The 16,751-nt window shown below is 63.4% G+C and carries 17 protein-coding genes; 8 read left to right on the forward strand and 9 right to left on the reverse strand.

Translation table 11 applies throughout. The features are described 5' to 3' along the window. Nucleotides 1-68 precede the first annotated feature (68 nt). Together gcvT and ABIE52_RS04755 are read left to right on the forward strand one after the other, a co-directional pair. Nucleotides 69-1,169 carry a glycine cleavage system aminomethyltransferase GcvT gene (gene gcvT / locus ABIE52_RS04750; RefSeq protein WP_003941726.1) on the forward strand — a complete coding sequence of 367 codons (1,101 nt, stop codon included), beginning with the start codon at nt 69-71 and terminating at the stop codon, nt 1,167-1,169. Nucleotides 1,170-1,201: 32 nt separating this feature from the next. Continuing rightward, nucleotides 1,202-2,305, forward strand: coding sequence for a branched-chain amino acid aminotransferase (locus ABIE52_RS04755; protein WP_003941766.1), 1,104 nt, complete (start codon nt 1,202-1,204; stop codon nt 2,303-2,305). On the opposite strand, the gene ABIE52_RS04760 is transcribed toward ABIE52_RS04755, so the two are convergent. The 6 genes from ABIE52_RS04760 to ABIE52_RS04785 form a co-directional block, all read right to left on the reverse strand. Continuing rightward, complete coding sequence (locus ABIE52_RS04760; protein ID WP_082661511.1) at nt 2,299-3,120, reverse strand: dienelactone hydrolase family protein; 822 nt, start codon at nt 3,118-3,120, stop codon at nt 2,299-2,301. The genes ABIE52_RS04755 and ABIE52_RS04760 overlap by 7 nt on opposite strands. A 123-nt stretch (nt 3,121-3,243) precedes the next feature. Further along, nucleotides 3,244-4,218, reverse strand: a complete 975-nt coding sequence (locus ABIE52_RS04765; protein WP_064113258.1) for a GlxA family transcriptional regulator — start codon at nt 4,216-4,218, stop codon at nt 3,244-3,246. Between the two features lie 9 nt (nt 4,219-4,227). Continuing rightward, nucleotides 4,228-4,995: an adenosylcobinamide-GDP ribazoletransferase gene (locus ABIE52_RS04770; RefSeq protein ID WP_083197676.1), complete on the reverse strand. Its 768-nt coding sequence runs from the start codon at nt 4,993-4,995 to the stop codon at nt 4,228-4,230. 2 nt (nt 4,996-4,997) lie between these two features. Next, nucleotides 4,998-6,143, reverse strand: coding sequence for a nicotinate-nucleotide--dimethylbenzimidazole phosphoribosyltransferase (gene cobT / locus ABIE52_RS04775; protein ID WP_050793993.1), 1,146 nt, complete (start codon nt 6,141-6,143; stop codon nt 4,998-5,000). Between the two features lie 23 nt (nt 6,144-6,166). Further along, the gene (gene cobU, locus ABIE52_RS04780; protein WP_064075447.1) at nt 6,167-6,754 is read right to left on the reverse strand and encodes a bifunctional adenosylcobinamide kinase/adenosylcobinamide-phosphate guanylyltransferase; all 588 of its coding nucleotides are present in this window, start codon (nt 6,752-6,754) and stop codon (nt 6,167-6,169) included. Nucleotides 6,755-6,756: 2 nt separating this feature from the next. Further along, a complete protein-coding gene (locus ABIE52_RS04785) occupies nt 6,757-7,413 on the reverse strand; it encodes a DUF3043 domain-containing protein (RefSeq protein ID WP_054187284.1) in 657 nt (218 codons plus the stop codon). 134 nt (nt 7,414-7,547) lie between these two features. On the opposite strand from ABIE52_RS04785, the gene ABIE52_RS04790 reads away from it, so the two are divergent. The 3 genes from ABIE52_RS04790 (at nt 7,548) to ABIE52_RS04800 (ending at nt 10,290) form a co-directional block, all read left to right on the forward strand. After that, on the forward strand, nt 7,548-8,615 hold the full coding sequence (locus ABIE52_RS04790) for a glycerate kinase family protein (protein ID WP_192712916.1): 1,068 nt from the start codon (nt 7,548-7,550) through the stop codon (nt 8,613-8,615). 150 nt (nt 8,616-8,765) lie between these two features. Beyond that, complete coding sequence (locus tag ABIE52_RS04795; protein ID WP_007730053.1) at nt 8,766-9,116, forward strand: HesB/IscA family protein; 351 nt, start codon at nt 8,766-8,768, stop codon at nt 9,114-9,116. A gap of 196 nt (nt 9,117-9,312) precedes the next feature. Next, nucleotides 9,313-10,290 carry a carbohydrate kinase family protein gene (locus ABIE52_RS04800; protein ID WP_003941700.1) on the forward strand — a complete coding sequence of 326 codons (978 nt, stop codon included), beginning with the start codon at nt 9,313-9,315 and terminating at the stop codon, nt 10,288-10,290. Nucleotides 10,291-10,353: 63 nt separating this feature from the next. Here ABIE52_RS04800 and asnB read toward each other — a convergent pair whose 3' ends face one another. Then, a complete protein-coding gene (asnB, locus tag ABIE52_RS04805; RefSeq protein WP_003941790.1) occupies nt 10,354-12,279 on the reverse strand; it encodes an asparagine synthase (glutamine-hydrolyzing) in 1,926 nt (641 codons plus the stop codon). A gap of 319 nt (nt 12,280-12,598) precedes the next feature. On the opposite strand from asnB, the gene ctaC reads away from it, so the two are divergent. Both ctaC and ABIE52_RS04815 read left to right on the forward strand, forming a co-directional pair. Continuing rightward, nucleotides 12,599-13,663, forward strand: coding sequence for an aa3-type cytochrome oxidase subunit II (gene ctaC, locus ABIE52_RS04810; RefSeq protein ID WP_007730054.1), 1,065 nt, complete (start codon nt 12,599-12,601; stop codon nt 13,661-13,663). A 39-nt stretch (nt 13,664-13,702) separates the two neighbouring features. Beyond that, complete coding sequence (locus ABIE52_RS04815) at nt 13,703-14,119, forward strand: cytochrome c oxidase subunit 4 (protein WP_003941723.1); 417 nt, start codon at nt 13,703-13,705, stop codon at nt 14,117-14,119. A gap of 109 nt (nt 14,120-14,228) precedes the next feature. Here the strand turns inward: ABIE52_RS04815 and ABIE52_RS04820 are convergent, their stop codons facing one another. Continuing rightward, nucleotides 14,229-14,618, reverse strand: a complete 390-nt coding sequence (locus tag ABIE52_RS04820; protein ID WP_063316159.1) for a DUF3224 domain-containing protein — start codon at nt 14,616-14,618, stop codon at nt 14,229-14,231. A gap of 66 nt (nt 14,619-14,684) precedes the next feature. Here ABIE52_RS04820 and ABIE52_RS04825 point away from each other — a divergent pair, with 66 nt between their 5' ends. Then, nucleotides 14,685-14,981 carry an antibiotic biosynthesis monooxygenase family protein gene (locus tag ABIE52_RS04825; protein ID WP_019748908.1) on the forward strand — a complete coding sequence of 99 codons (297 nt, stop codon included), beginning with the start codon at nt 14,685-14,687 and terminating at the stop codon, nt 14,979-14,981. A gap of 149 nt (nt 14,982-15,130) precedes the next feature. Here the strand turns inward: ABIE52_RS04825 and qcrB are convergent, their stop codons facing one another. Then, nucleotides 15,131-16,735: a cytochrome bc1 complex cytochrome b subunit gene (gene qcrB / locus ABIE52_RS04830; protein ID WP_007730057.1), complete on the reverse strand. Its 1,605-nt coding sequence runs from the start codon at nt 16,733-16,735 to the stop codon at nt 15,131-15,133. Nucleotides 16,736-16,751 lie beyond the last annotated feature (16 nt).

Below are 16,751 nucleotides of genomic sequence, written 5' to 3' on the forward strand. Positions count from 1 at the left end.
TCGTCGCGGCCGGGTGAGCTCTCGCTGCGGACATGTTTCGATCGGCGAAGTCCGATAGGTTGTGGGCCATGACCGACGAACAACTGTTGCAGGGCCCGATCCACCCCGTCCACGTCGAACTCGGCGCGACGTTCGCGCCGTTCGGGGGGTGGCAGATGCCGGTTTCGTACGCCGGCGTCGTGGCCGAACACACCTCTGTGCGTGAGAATGTCGGACTCTTCGACGTCAGTCACCTCGGCAAGGCCGTCGTGCGTGGCGCGGGCGCCGCGGAATTCGTGAACTCCGCACTGACCAACGATTTGAACAAGATCGGGCCGGGTAAGGCTCAGTACACGTTGTGCTGCAACGAGTCCGGTGGTGTCATCGACGACCTCATTGCGTACTACGTCAGCGACGACGAAATCTTCCTCGTCCCGAACGCAGCCAATACCGCGGACGTCGTTGCGGCTCTGGTCGCCCTCGCACCGGACGGAATCACCGTCGAGGATCAGCATCGTGCCTACGGTGTGCTGGCTGTGCAGGGTCCGAAATCGGTGGCGGTTCTGACCGCTCTGGGACTTCCCACCGAGATCGAGTACATGGCGTACGAAGATGCGGAATGGAACGGCGTGCCTGTTCGTGTGTGCCGCAGCGGTTACACCGGTGAGGTCGGCTACGAACTCCTGCCGCGGTGGGAGGACAGCGAGCCGTTGTTCCGCGCGCTTCTCGAGGCAGTGCGCGCCGAGGGTGGGCAGGCCGCCGGACTCGGCGCCCGTGACACTCTTCGTACCGAGATGGGGTATCCACTGCACGGGCATGAGCTTTCGCTCGAGATTTCTCCGCTCGAAGCGCGCTGCGGATGGGCGATCGGTTGGAAGAAGCCGACATTCTGGGGCAAAGAGACCTTGACCGACGAGAAGGCTGCCGGCCCGGCTCGCAAACTCTGGGGGATCAAGGCTCTCGATCGCGGCGTGCTTCGTGCCGGGCTCGGTGTTCTGCGTGACGGCGAGGCAATCGGCGAGACCACCTCGGGGACGTTTTCGCCCTCGCTCAAAGTGGGAATTGCGTTGGCGCTCCTCGATTCCGGTGCCAATGTCTCGGCCGGCGACGAGATCGAAGTCGACGTCCGTGGTCGTGCTCTTCGGTGCGTCGTGGTGTCTCCTCCGTTCGTGGAGACCAACACCAAGTAGAGAGCTTTTTCACGTTCGATAGGATTGCGCCCATGACAGGTGCCGCCGATTTCGTTCGTGTTCAGAGCTCGTCCCCGAAGTCCGACGCCGAGCGCCGTGACATTTTGGCGGCGCCCGGCTTCGGGCGGCACTTCACCGACCACATGGTCTCGATCGACTACACCGCGGGCAAGGGCTGGCACGACGCCCAGGTGTTGCCGTACGGAAACATCGAGCTCGATCCGGCCGCAATGGTTTTGCACTACGGACAGGCCATCTTCGAGGGCCTCAAGGCATACCGTCAGCCGGGTGGCGAGATCAGCTCGTTCCGCGTCGAGGCCAACGCCGAGCGTTTCGCGGCATCTGCGCGCCGTCTGGCCATGCCGGAGCTCCCGTCGCAGATGTTCATCGATTCCATCACCGAACTGATCGACGTCGATCTCGACTGGGTTCCCGCAGCCGGTGGCGAGGACGCGCTCTACCTCCGTCCGTTCATGTTCTCCACCGAAGCCGGACTCGGTGTCCGTCCCGCCGACGAGTACCGCTACCTGCTGATTGCCTCGCCTGCCGGTGCGTACTTCCCGCGCGGCGTCAAGCCGGTCAGTGTGTGGCTGTCCACCGAATACGTTCGCGCGGCCCCCGGTGGTACCGGCGCGGCCAAGTTCGCCGGCAACTACGCCGCTTCACTCCTCGCCCAGGCGCAAGCCGCCGACGAGGGGTGCGACCAGGTGGTCTGGCTCGACGCCATCGAGCGCACGTACGTCGAGGAAATGGGTGGAATGAACCTGTTCTTCGTCTTCGGCTCGGGCCCCGACGCTCGCCTCGTGACGCCGTCGCTGTCCGGTTCGTTGTTGCCAGGCATCACGCGCAACTCGTTGCTCGCCCTTGCCGCCGATTCCGGTTTCGCCGTCGAGGAGCGCAAGATCAGCACCGACGAATGGCGCACTAAGTGCAAGAGTGGTGAAATCACCGAGGTCTTCGCTTGCGGCACAGCAGCAGTCATCACCCCCGTCGGACGCGTCAAGTCCGCCGAGGGCGAGTTCACCATCGCCGACGGCGAGCCGGGTGAGGTGACGATGGCACTGCGCGACACCCTCACGGGTATCCAGCGCGGAACCTTCGCCGACACCCACGGCTGGATGACGAAACTTCACTGATCGCTGGTTCGTTCCGCGAGCAATCGCTCCCGGAAGAACTGCAGAATCTCGTCTCGTGCGACGGTGGTGGGCGATCCCGCCTCGTCGACGAGATGAGCCGTCACCACGCTGTGTGGATTGGCAATGACGTGTTCGAAGAACGGCGACGTTGTCGCGTTGGCCGCTTCGTCGGGTAGTACCTTCCCGACGAAGCGCTCGCCCAAGGCCTTCGAATAGGCGGCGAATCGTTGTGCGCGGCAGAACGAGTCACCTCGAAAGCGGTATGCAAGCACCGTGAGGTCTTCGGCCTCGAGTCTCGAGCGCACGGCTTCGAGTTCTTCGGGCCCGTTGTCGGTTTCGTCCGGTCGATCGAGCGGTAACGACGGTTGGGCGAGAACCGGCGCGATGACCGAGGGTTCGAGCATCATCGACAACGCGAAGTTACCGGTGAAGCACATTCCGATCACGCCGACGCCAGGTCCGCCGCTCTCCTCATGAGCGGAAGCGGCGAGTGAACGCAGCCAACGGACCGCCGGACTCGGTTCGTCGGCAGCGAGGGTGCGGAATTCTGCACTGACGCAGGCTCTCTTGAACACCGTCAGCCCCTCGTTCACTGTGGGGACCGCGCCGTCGCGGCCGAACAGTGACGGAACGAAGACAGTGAAACCGGCGTCGCGCACCCAGCGGGCGAATCGCGCTACATGCGGGCTGATGCCCGGCATCTCCGGCATGACGATTACTGCGGGACCGGTGCCGGCCACGTACACGGACTTCGCCACTGCGTCGATGGTGATCGTTCGACGGTCGAAGTCTTCGAGCGGATCGTCTTCGGTCATGCTCCGGTTCGGCACGGTGAGCCCTCTCAGTAGTCGAAACAATTCCTCTTCACAGTCTTTCGGCGCGGGATCGACTACAGAAGAGGGCGGTTCGCCATGTTTTCGGGCGGGCTCGCCTCGCACCTATCCGGCGCCGCCGTTGCGGAATCGCTTTCGGTAGTCGGCCGGGCTGATGCCGACGCGGTCGGTGAACAGGCGACGGAAGGTTCCAGGATCCTGATAGCCGATGTGCCCCAGGATCTTTCCGAGAGACCAGTCGGTCGATTCCAACAACCGTTTCGCTTTTCGGATCCGTGCACGCTGCAGATAACTGCGCGGCGATTCCCCGGTCTCGTCCTTGAACTTCCGAAGCATGGTTCGGGTGCTGACACGAAAAGCACCCGACAGCAGATCCAAGTCGTAAGGCTCCGCCATCCGTTCGACCAGCCACCTTCCGACGTCGTCGGCAAACTGTGTGTGTTTGGCGGGCAGCATCGAGTCGACGATGTACGGAGATTGACTGGTTCGGTTTTCCGGCGCCAGAGTAATTCTTGCAGTCCTTCGCGCAATCTTGTCGCCGAGATGCTCGCGCACGAGTGCTGTTGCGAGGTCGAGCGCGGCGGTGAACGCAGCAGTGGTGGTGACGCCGTCGTCCTGGACGATCAACGAGTCGGTTCGAACCGTCGCACCGGGGTAACGACTCGCGAGGTCCGCACCGTACAGCCACGACGTCGTACATCGGCGTCCGTCGAGCAGTCCCGCCTCGCCCAGCAGATACGCGCCGACGCAGACTGACGACACCCGAACGCCGTGCGCCTCGCACGCACGGATGAACTCGATTTCTCCCTCCCACAGCGACAAGCGCGTCGCAGGGTCTTCGGACGGCACGAGTTCGAACCCCGGCACAACCAGGTGATCGATGTCGTGATGCCCCTCCTGCACGCCGAGCGAAAATCCACCTGCCGCAACGACGGGCGTGCGGGACGCTGCGATGACCGATACCTCGAAGGGGTCGGCGGGCGCTCCATCAGCGACGCGATTGGCGATCAGGAGAAGGTCGGTGAAAACGAAGATCTCGGCCGCGAGGCAACCTTCGTACGCAAGGACACCTACTCGCACGACGTCGGATCACAGTCCGAGAGTGAGGCCGACGGCCGTAAGCGTCACAGTGAGTTCGAGTGCGAATCCGAGAACGTCTCCGTTGAGTCCGCCGAATCTACGGACGCAGTGACGCACGCACAGCACACTGATCACCAGCGCCGACGCGGTCACGAGAGGGCCGAGCCACCACCGGTCGGCGGCAAAGCCGGAAGCGGCGATCAGCGGAACCGACCACACGATTGCGGCCCACAGCGGTTGTGAATCGGCGACGAGCGCACCGAATCCGCTCGGGCTCGACGCGAGAATACCTCGGCGGCAGGCAAAAACGACGGCCACACGACCCGCAGCGACAGATACGAGAACGGCGATCCACTGCGTGGGGGAGTCGGCAACAGCGAGGACGCCGAAGGAGACCGATTGCAGCCCGAGGAAGATGAACAGCGCCGCGACCCCGAACGGTCCGGCACCGCCGCTGTGCATGACTTCGCGGGCGCGCTCCGGTGGACCGTAACAACCCAGTCCGTCGACGGAGTCTGCCAGTCCGTCCACGTGCATCCCGCGTGTCCCGAGAGCGAGCGCACCGACCGTCAGCAAGCCTGCGAGATAGGGATTCAGGCCGATACTGGTTGTGCCCCAGAGCAGAAACGTCGCGGCAATGCCGAGAGCGATCCCGGTGAGCGGAGCTGCCGCGATGGCGCGACGGCCGGCAGTTCGATCGATGTCGGAGGGACCACGAACCGGAAGGACCGTCAGCCACGAGAAGGCCAGCGGCACTCCGGACAGCGGGCCCGCCACGCTCACTCCGCCGTATCGGTCTTGGTCAGGTCGATCGACTCCGGTTCGTCGGCAGGTGCGCTGCCCTGAGTGCTGACACCGGCTTCGGAGAATGTCGCCATCTTGCCCAGGATTGCCACTGCGCCCTGAAGAATCGGGAGAGCTGTGACTGCACCTGAACCTTCACCGAGACGCATGTCGAACTCGACGATCGGGTCGAGACCCATTCGGGTCAATGCGATGGTGTGGGCAGGTTCGGTGGAGCGGTGTCCGGCGACCCACCATTCACGTGCGCCGAAAGCCAGTTCGTCGGCAACCATGGCGGCTGCGGTGACCACAACGCCGTCGAGGATCACCGGCGTGCGACGCGAAGCTGCCTGGGCCAGAAAGCCGGCCATCGCGGCGAGGTCGGCACCCGAAGACGTGCGCAGCAGCGCGACTGTGTCGCGAACGTGCGGACGGGCACGCCGGAGAGCGTCGCGAATCGCTGCGGTCTTGCGGATCCATCCGGCGTCGTCGATACCGGTACCTCGACCCACGACCGCGACGGGTTCACTGTCCGTGAGTGCGGCGATGAGTACGGTTGCGGGCGTCGTATTGCCGATGCCCATGTCGCCGGCGATGAGAAGATCTGCGCCCCCGTCGATTTCCTCGTCCGCGATCGCTCGGCCGGCGGCGATGGCCTGAAGGGTTTCCTCGTTCGACATGGCGTCTTCGCGGTCGATGGACCCGGAAGACCTGCGTACCTTGTGGTTCGAGACGGACGGATCGGTATCGCCGTCCACTGCGATGTCGACGACGCGTACCGTGGCGCCGGCAACCTCGGCGAGGACGTTGACTGCCGCGCCGCCCCCGAGGAAGTTGGCGACCATCTGTGCGGTCACTTCCGGCGGATAGGCGGAGACGCCATTGCGGGCGATTCCGTGATCACCCGCGAACACGACGACGCGAGGCCGAGCGAAAGCGTGTGGGGGACAAACTCCTTGGCAGGCTGATGCCCAGCCGGCGAGAGCCTCCAGTCGGCCCAGCGAACCGGCCGGCTTGGTCAGATCACGCTGACGCGCATCGGCCTGCGCTCGCACCTCGCGGTCGGGCGGGGTGACGGGTTCGAAGTCGGCGCTACTGACTGGCGCGACGTCAGGGTTGGCATCTGGATTCGCCCCTGAAATGGCCCCTGGATTGGCCTCGGTACTCACATCGTGCCTTCCGGTTGTGCAGCAGTATCTTTCAAGATGAGCGGTAACCCTGCAACCACTAGTACGACACGATCGCACACCGCGGCGATACGAGCGTTGAGAGTGCCGATCTCGTCGCGGAACAATCGTCCGGACCGCGTCTCGGGGATGACGGCCAAACCCACTTCGGGGCTGACCAGCACCAGGTGTCCGCGATAGTTCTCGACACTGGCGACCAGGCTGTCCGCAGCGGGAGTGACGGTGCCGCGCGGAGCGTCCCAGGCGCCTTGCCGATCGAGTTCCGCGGTCAGCCACGTTCCCAGATCGTCGACCAACGTCGCTGTGTGTGAATCGCTTTCGAGCTGCGCCGCGAGGTCGCCGGCATCTGCGGTTTCGACCGTCGACCAATGGGAAGGCCGCCTGTTGCGGTGCTGGTCGATCCGGCTTTCCCAGTCTGCGTCGGAGACATCGCGCCTTGCCGTCGCCAGATACCGGATCGGTGCCGAACTTTCGGGTAGGTGGCCTCCACAAACCAAATCCTCGGCGTGCGCGGACTTACCAGACCGCGCGCCGCCGAGGACCAAAGTTCTATACGTGTTCGTCACGCTCAGATTGCGTCGCCCGGCCCCACACGAGGCTTCGGTGCGCGCAGCTTGCGGATCTGCGACGCGCGAACGAACGCGTACCAGCCGAGCTTGAAGCCGCCGTCGGTGCTGTCGGGGAAGCGCTCGGCGACGCGGTTGTTGATCATGCGACCGAGCCAGATGCCTTCACCGACCATGAAGAGCATCATCACGAGCATTGCCAGTGTGACGATCTGCTGGAGCGCGGGCGTGACGAACATGGTCATGATGAGGATCAACGCGAGCGGCATGAACAGCCCGACGAGGTTGCGGCGAGCGTCGATGAAGTCGCGGACGTAGGCGCGAACCGGTCCCTTGTCGCGGGGGAGCAGGTACTTGTCCTCGCCGGCGAGCATGCGGGCGCGGCGGTCTGCCGACGATGCGCGACGCTCGGCGGCTTCGGCCTTGCGGTCCTCCTTGGAGCCGCGGGTCGCCTTGCGGCGGGCGCGGGCTTCCTTCGCGGTCAGCGGGGCAGGGGCAACGGGGCCACGCCTCTTCGCCTCGGCGTCACGACGCTTGGGTGTGGGGCGGCCCTTGCCCACCTGCTCGATGGGCGCCTCTTCGGAGGCCGAGGATGACTCAGTGCCCTCGACGTCACGTTTGTCGGAGTTGTCTGAGTCACCGCGGCGTAGCAATTTCACACCTCCAGGCTATTGGATAAGTGCACGGTCTGGGAAACCGACCTCGGTCTTTCTGAAAAACCCGATCGCCCGAGGCACTGAAACGCGCGAGATCGTGAAACATCGGGGTCATTCGGGACTCTTAGACTTCGGCTATGCGGGTAATAGTTGCTCCAGATTCGTTCGGTGAGACGTTGACGGCCGTCGAAGCGGCCGAATCCATTTCTGCCGGTTGGCGACGTGGCCGACCCGAAGACGACGTCGTCACCGCGCCACAATCCGACGGTGGTCCGGGATTCGTCGACGTCTTGGCCACGGCCGGGGGCGACATCCGGACTGCACGGGTGTCCGGGCCTTTGACCGCCGCCGTCGACGCCACGTGGCTGTTCGATTCGGACACGGCGTACATCGAGTCCGCCGAGGCCGTCGGGCTCGGCCTGCTCGGAGGTCCGCCGACGCGGGACACCGCACTCGCCGCGCACAGTCTCGGTGTGGGAGAGCTGATCGCTGTCGCGCTCGAGGCAGGCGTGAAGACGGTTGTCGTCGGACTCGGTGGGAGTTGCTGCACCGACGGGGGACGTGGACTGGTGGAGGCGCTGGGCGGCCTGGAGGTTGCAGCGGCGGCTACGGCAGGCACTCAGTTGGTCGCCGCCACCGACGTAGAACACGTACTTCTCGGCGAGCACGGTGCGGCAGCGGTGTTCGGCCCGCAAAAGGGTGCCGACGCCGAAGCCGTCGCTGTCCTCGAAGCGCGGAACGCGAGATGGGCCGAACAGTTGGAGTCCGCCACCGGAAAACGAGTGTCGGATTTTCCGGGTGCCGGCGCCGCGGGTGGTATCGGTGCCGCGCTCTTTGCGCTCGGTGCACAGCGGCGATCCGGGGCCGACGTCGTCGCGGATCGCACCGGACAGGCCGCGCTACTGGCTTCCGCTGACCTGGTGATCACAGGCGAAGGCAAGTTCGACCACCAATCTCTGCGCGGCAAACTCGTCACAACGCTCGCTTCGGCGGGGGCAGCGCACGGCGTTCCGACGCTCGTCTTTGCCGGCCAGGTGACGCTCGACGAGGCGGACTATGCGTCGACCTCGATAGTCGCGGCGAAGTCGGTGACGGACTTCGCCGGGTCGGTGGAACGTGCGATGGAGGAAGCGTCGGCGTGTCTCGAGGGACTCGCCGAACACACGGCACGCGAGTGGAACATCTGGCGCGGCGTCCGGAGCTGAGGATCCACAAGCGTCGACGCGCCGTTGCCGTGTCGGGAAGACCGGATAGGATGAAGACGAATCGCACCCGGTAAAGGACTGGCGGGAATAAGTCGGCAGCGGCGTACCGTTGAAGCGTTCACGGGTTGGTACGAACATTAGGGAGAGCCCATGACTGTGCAGAACGAGACCGCCACCCACGGCGTCAAGATGACCGAGGCCGCGTCCGCCAAGGCGAAGGCACTCTTCGATCAGGAGGGTCGCGACGACCTCGCGCTGCGTATTGCAGTGCAGCCCGGCGGCTGTGCCGGACTGAAGTACCAGCTGTTCTTCGACGACCGCACGCTCGACGGTGACCTCACTGTCGACTTCAACGGCGTCAATCTGGTTGTCGACCGGATGAGCGCGCCGTACGTCGAAGGTGCGTCCATCGACTTCCTCGACACCATCGAGCAGCAGGGCTTCTCGATCGACAACCCCAATGCAACAGGCTCCTGCGCCTGCGGTGACTCGTTCAACTGAGTCTGTCGATCACAACTCAATTCACGAACAACTGACGCGGAACCGACATTCGGTTTCGCGTCAGTTGTTTGTGGTGACTCGTACGTAGACCGTTCCGATCCGACAGCTCGGACGCCGATGACGGCGCTACGGGCGGTAACGTGAACTTTTGCTCCTCTTTCATTCTTGTACTCACTTCGCTGAAAGGCCACGATCCGTGACTATTGCGGTAACCGGTTCCATCGCCACCGACCACTTGATGCGCTTCCCCGGCCGCTTCGCCGATCAGCTCCTCGCCGATCAGCTCGCCCACGTTTCGCTGAGTTTCCTGGTCGACGATCTCGTGATTCGCCGCGGTGGTGTCGGCGGCAACATCGCTTACGCCATGGGCGTGCTCGGTGGGTCCCCGCTACTCGTCGGCGCAGTCGGTGCCGACTTCGCCGAGTACCGCACGTGGCTCGAGGACAACGGCGTCGACTGCAGCGCGGTCCGTATCTCGGACAAGGCACATACGGCGCGTTTCGTGTGCACCACCGACGAGGACATGGCGCAGATCGCGTCGTTCTACCCCGGTGCGATGAGCGAGGCTCGCGAGATCGAACTCGCGGCAGTGGCCAAGACTGCAGGCGCAGTCGAGTTGGTGCTGATCGGCGCCAACGACCCCGAGGCCATGGTTCGCCATACCGACGAATGCCGTCTGCTCGGGATTCCGTTCGCAGCGGATCCGTCGCAGCAGCTTGCCCGCCTGTCCGGTGACGAGGCCAAGGCGCTCATTCACGGCGCGAAGTACTTGTTCACCAACGAGTACGAGTGGGGTCTTCTTCAGCAGAAGACTGGTCTGAGCGAGGAAGAGATCCGCGCGCAGGTCGGCATCCGTGTCACGACCCTCGGCTCCAAGGGTGTGGAAATTGTTGACGCCGAAGGCAATTGGGTGCGCGTCGACGTAGTGCCCGAGACCGGCAAGGTGGATCCGACGGGCGTTGGTGACGGCTTCCGCGCCGGGTTCCTGCTCGCACACGGCGCCGGTCTGAGCTTCGAGCGTGCTGCACAGTTGGGATCTTTGGTCGCTGTGTTGATTCTCGAGACCGTGGGAACGCAGGAGTGGGTGTTCAATCGCGACGAGGCACTCAAGCGCCTTACCGACGCATACGGCAGCGCGGCAGCGGACGAGATCGCGACGATCCTGCCGAAGTAGGGCTCCGCCCCGTGAGTGGTTGAGGAGTTCGGAGACTCCCTAACCGCTCACGGGGCCGAAGGCCTAGATATTGACCGGGTACACCGGTTCCTGGATCTGCGGCACGATGCGCTTCTCCACGAAGATTCCGTGCCAGACCATGAAGGTCAGGACGGTCCACAGGCGTCGGCTGTGGTCGGACACGCCCTCGCGGTGATCGTTGAGCATCTTCACGACGGCCTGCTTGTCGAAGATGTGGTCGGTTCCCGACTCTTCGATCTGCAGATGTGCCCAGTCGAAGAGTTCGGTGCCGCGCAGCCAATGGCGCAGGGGAACCGGGAATCCGAGCTTCGCGCGGTGCAGAACATGGTGCGGCACAATGCCTTCCAGGGCCTGGCGCAGTGCGTACTTGGTCGTGTCCTTCGTGATCTTCTGATCGAGCGGTACGCGTGACGCGACGTCGAAGACCTCGGGATCGAGGAACGGCACACGCAGTTCCAGCGAGTTGGCCATCGTCATCTTGTCTGCCTTGACGAGGATGTCGCCGCGCAGCCAGGTGAACAGGTCGAGATGCTGCATCCGCGCAACCGGATCCCAGTCCCGTGACTGCGCGTAGATCGGCGCAGTGACGTCCTGGTGAGTCCACTCGGGGCGGAAATCGCGCAGGACGGCGCGGAGCTGAGCGTCGTTGAAGCTACGAGCATTTCCGTAGTAGCGCTCCTCGAGCGTCAAGGAACCGCGGTTGAGCAGACTCTTGCCGCGAGTGCCGTCCGGGATGCGTTCGGACAACTTGCCGGCAGCCCGACGCAGTCCCTTGGGGAGGTACTCGAAAGGCTTGAGCGACAACGGCTCACGGTAGATCGTGTAGCCGCCGAACAGCTCGTCGGCACCCTCGCCGGACAGCACGACCTTGACGTGCTTGCGCGCTTCCTTCGCGATGAACCACAGCGGAATCAATGCCGGATCGGCTACCGGGTCGTCGAGGTACCAGACGATCTCGGGAATGGCAGCGGCGAACTCGGCGGGGGAGACCACCTTGACAACGTGCTTCGCGCCGATCGCTGCGGCAGATTCTGCAGCGACGTCGACCTCGGAATAGCCCTCACGTTCGAAACCGGTCGTGAAGGTGATCAGGTTGGGGTTGTGGCGCATCGCCAGCGCCGCGATCGCCGTGGAGTCGATACCACCGGACAAGAACGAACCGACGGTGACGTCGGCGCGCATGTGCTTGGCGACCGAATCCTCGAGTGCCTCGGCGATTTCCTGGTAGCGCGCCTTCTCGGTGCCAGGTGCAAAAGGCTTGGCCGGGAACTTCGGCGTGAAATACCGCGTGAACGTGGGCTCCTCGCCCGGACGCACCCGAGCGAAGCTGCCCGACTCCAGGCGTCGGATCTGCTTGTGCAGTGTTTCCGGCTCCGGTACGTACTGCAGAACGGTGTAGTGCTCGATGGCACGCGGATCCAGCTCGGTACCGATGCCGATCAGATCGGTGAGTTCGAGCAGGCTCTTCTTCTCGCTGCCGAACGCGGTGCCGCCGGCGCCGGTCGCGATGAACAGCGGCTTGATCCCGAACGGATCGCGCGCGATGAACAGCTCGCGTGTGTCGGTGTCCCAGATCGCGAACGCGAACATTCCGCGCAGGCGCCGGACCGCGTCCTCACCCCAGTAGTGGAATGCAGCGACGATGGCCTCGGAGTCGCCCTCGGTGAAGAACTTGGCGTCGTGGTCCTTGACCAGTTCGGCGCGGATCTCCAAGTAGTTGTAGATCTCGCCGTTGAACGTGAGCGCATAACGCTCCGGGTTCTCCGGTGGGCCCCAACGCAGCGGCTGGTGGGAATGAGCGATGTCGATGATCGCCAGGCGGTTGAACCCGAAGACGAGGTGATCGTCGTTCCACGTCCCGTGTTCGTCCGGCCCGCGGTGACGAAGGCAATGCATCGCCTGGTCGACCCGCGAGACGGCGTCCTCGCTGGTTCCGCCAGATGTCAGTAGCCCGAGCAGTCCACACACAGCGTCCGGTTCCTCGATTCAGAATTTTTGTACAGAAGGCTCCCGGACACGAGTGTCGGGGAGAGGTCAACGAACTCTTGACGAAAGTATGCCGCAGATCGACGTCCCTGCCGATCGCGGCGGAACGAATCGACGTGATGTGCGTCGCCGAAACGACCTGAGCCGTTCCTGAGCAGCACCTGAGAGAGCTGTGTGACGTCCGCCGCGACACGGGCGAGGACCCGAGGATGGATAGCGCCCGGCTTTGGTCTACGCTGCGTAGTAATTGGGCCTTCCCTCCGGGCATGCCCTAGTTGAATTTTGTGGCGATCAGGAAGGCGTGAACGTGGCGCAAGGTCGGATCCTTCGGCGAGCGGGGCTGGCAGTATCTCTGGGCATTGCTGCCTTGCTGCTGTCGGGTTGCTCCATCGACAACGAAGTGCTTCGTTTCGGGTGGCCTTCGGGCATCACCCCGGAGGCGACGCGCATGCGTGAGCTGTGGACGTGGTCGGTTGTAGCCGCCCTCGTCATGGGTGTGCTGGTGTGGGGGTTGGTCTTCTGGGCCGTCATCTTCCACCGTAAGAAGAAGGACTCGCCGGAATTCCCGCGTCAGACGGCATACAACGTGCCGCTCGAACTCGGTTACACGGCAGTTCCCTTCGTCATCATCGCGGTTCTCTTCTACTTCACCGTCATCGTTCAGAACCATGTTCTGGACAAGACGGACAACCCTGACGTCGTTGTAGACGTCACGGCCTTCCAGTGGAACTGGAAGTTCGGCTACCGCTCCATCGAGTTCGGTGACGGTTCCGCCAAGTACAACGGAATCGACGTCGAGGCCGAAGAGGCTGCCAAGACCGAGGGCTCCACTGTCAACGATCACGGCGAAGAAGTTCCCGGCCCGATCCACGGCAACAGCACCGAGGACCTGAGCTACCTGCACTACGACAAGATCGAGACCGTCGGCTCCAGCCAGGAGATCCCGATCCTCGTTCTGCCTACCGGCAAGCGAATCCAGTTCGAACTCGCTTCCTCGGACGTCATCCACGCATTCTGGGTGCCCGAGTTCCTGTTCAAGCGTGACGTTCTCCCGAACCCCAAGGAGAACCACTCGGACAACATCTTCCAGATCAGTGAGATCGAGAAGGAAGGCGCGTTCGTCGGGCGTTGTGCAGAAATGTGTGGCACGTTCCACGCGATGATGAACTTCGAGGTTCGTGCGGTTTCGCCGGAGGACTTCGCCAAGTACATCGAACTGCGCAAGGGTGACGCGGAGGGCAAGGGTGGTCTGACGACCGCTGAGGCTCTGCAGGCAATCGGTCAGTCGCCGGTGGCTACGTCGACCACGCCGTTCAACACCGACCGCGAGTACCGTCAGGCAACCGTCGCCACTGCAGGCAACTGAGCCGGCCAGCCTCTTCACTGAACAAGGACAAGTGCTGATATGAAGATCGAAGCCAAGCTCTTCGAGATCCTGACGATGTTCTTCATTCTCGTCGCGATCATCTACGGAGTGTTCACCGCTCTGTCACGCACAGGTATCGAGTGGGCCGGACTGACGGCCATCGTCCTGTCTGCAGGTCTGACGCTCATCGTGGGTACCTACTTCCGCTTCGTCGCCCGTCGTCTGGACACCCGTCCCGAGGACTACGACGACGCTGAAATCTCGGATGGTGCAGGAGAACTGGGCTTCTTCAGCCCGGGTAGCTTCTGGCCGATCCTGCTTGCCGCTGCTGCTGCACTCGCGGCAGTGTCGCTGGCGTACTTCCAGCCGTGGCTCATCGCAGTCGCAGTTGTCTGTGTGCTCGCCGCAGCCGCAGGCCTGGTGTTCGAGTACTACACCGGACCCGAGAAGCACTAGTTTCACCCGCACTCGAACAGAGGCGCCGCACCCACCCGGGTACGGCGCCTCTGTTGTCGTTTATGTACGTTTCGGTGGTAGGAGGGTGCCTGTCAACAGCCGCTCTCTGTCAATCGTGGAGCGAGTATTCGAGGTCGTAGCGGTGCAGACCGTCGACGACCTCGAGCTCGAGAGTGCCTGAGATGCCCTTCAACTCGCCGGTTCCGGACCCCGGCACGATCTCGTACAGAAGCTTCTGCGTTCCGTCGATCATCTGACCGAACTGCTGCAGGGCGAACGATCCCACAGCTTCGTCGACCTGCCCCGTGACAAACTCCAAAGCGACATAGCCCGCTGCACCGGCTGTCGGATCGCCCGCGGACAGCATCAGTCCGGACGACGTGCCTTCGACGCCGCCGATGAACGTCTTGTCGAACTCGAAGCGTCCGACGCGTCCGGAGAGCTCAGGATCGGCGGGGCGAAGATCGATCTCGAAGGTGCCGCGTGCATGGGATGTCATGGTCCGAGTATCTCACCAGGCGACAACGCCTCGAGGGGACTCCCGAGAACGTGCAACACTCGGTAGATGATTCTCGAACATGCCGTCCTGCAGGTCGATCCGTCGCAGTCAGCGCGTTTCGAGGCCGCATTCGACGTGGCCCGAACCATCATCTCCGAGGTTCCCGGATTCATCAGGCTGCGGCTCTCGCACTGCCTGGAATCACCGGAGCGATATCTCCTGCTGGTCGAGTGGGAAGACGTGGAGTCACACACCATCGGGTTCCGTAAGTCGCCAGGATACGAGAAGTGGCGAGAACTTCTCCATCACTTCTACGAGCCGTTCCCGACGGTGGAGCACTATTCGACTGTGCTCGAGGTCTAGCAAAGCGTAGTGCCTGCTGTTGTCGGCGCTCAGACGACGGACCGGGGGAGTGGTGCCCACTTGGAGGTTGTCCATACTGAATCGCTCAGAGAACGAGTGAGGCCCCGAACCGGAATCCGGTTCGGGGCCTCACTGGTCAACTGACGTTCTTAGTGGAGTTCTCCACTTGAACCATCGGACTTGCCGTTGGTTCGGTTCTGGTAGTCCAGAAGGATCTGAAGCTGCTCGTGCTCAGCTTCGTGATGAGCGGCTTCGAGAGCCTCGCTCTCCTCGACTGGGTCAGCGGTGATCAGGCTACCGCTACCGGGCTTGCCGGCGAGGCCGAGCTTGTTCATCTTCTTCGGGACAGCAGCACCCTGGTACTCGAGCGGGATCGGGTGTCCGTGCTCGTCGACGGGGCCGAGCGGCTGGTGGATCTCGATGTACTGGCCGTTCGGCATCCGCTTGATGATGCCGGTCTCGATGCCGTGTTCGAGGACTGCACGGTCACTGCGCTGCAGGCCGATGCAGAACCGGTACGTCACGAAGTACGCGATGGGCGGAAGGATGACCATGCCGATACGGCCGATCCACGTCATTGCGTTCAGCGAGATGTGCAGGTGGTACGCGATGATGTCGTTGATGCAGGAGATCGTGAGCACCAGGTAGAACGCGATGGACATCGCACCGATAGCGGTACGGACCGGCACGTCGCGCGGGCGCTGCAGGATGTTGTGGTGAGCGTCGTCTCCGGTGAGACGCTTCTCGATCCACGGGTACGCGATTAACAGTGCGAAGACGAGGCCCATGATCAGGGCGACGGCGAACACTGCAGGGATCGTGTACCGGTTGAACAGGTAGATCTCCCACGCCGGCCACAGTCGAGCAAGGCCGTCCGTCCACATCATGTAGATATCGGGCTGGGAACCTGCCGAGACCTGTGACGGGTTGTACGGACCGATGTTCCACACGGGGTTGATCTGGAACAGACCACCGAGCAGTGCGAGCACGCCGAAGGTCATGGCGAAGAACGCGCCACCCTTCATCGCGAAGACCGGGAGGATGCGGACGCCGACGACGTTCTGTTCCGTACGGCCGGGGCCGGGGAACTGCGTGTGCTTCTGGTACCAGACCAACGCGAGGTGGCCGGCGATCAGAGCCAGGATGATGCCCGGGAACAGCAGCACGTGAGCGACGTAGAGACGCGGGATGATGAGGTCGCCGGGGAAGTCGCCGTCGAAGATCAGCCAGTGCATCCAGGTACCGACGATCGGGATACTCATCGTGATACCACCGAAGGCGGCGCGGAGGCCGGTGCCCGAGAGCAGGTCGTCGGGGATGGTGTAACCGAAGAAGCCTTCGAACATCGCCAGGATGAGCAGCAGGCAGCCGATGACCCAGTTCGCTTCACGTGGGCGACGGAAGGCGCCGGTGAAGAAGATGCGAGCGAGGTGAACGATGATCGACGCCGCGAACATCAGTGCAGCCCAGTGGTGAATCTGGCGAACGAAGAGACCGCCGCGCACCTCGAAGGAGATGTTCAGGGTCGTCTCGTAGGCGCGAGACATCGTGACACCGCGAAGCGGCTGGTATGCGCCCTGGTAGACGACGTGTGCCATCGACGGATCGAAGAACAGCGTCAGGAACACACCGGAGATCAGCAGGATCACGAAGCTGTAGAGCGCGATCTCGCCGAGCATGAAGGACCAGTGCGTCGGGAAGACCTTGTTGATCTGCCGGCGCATGCCTGCGGCGAGGTGGTAGCGGGAGTCCATAGCCTCCGCTTGTCCA

It is taken from the genome of Rhodococcus sp. OAS809 (assembly GCF_040546695.1).
GTDB classification, from domain to species: domain Bacteria; phylum Actinomycetota; class Actinomycetes; order Mycobacteriales; family Mycobacteriaceae; genus Rhodococcus_F; species Rhodococcus_F qingshengii.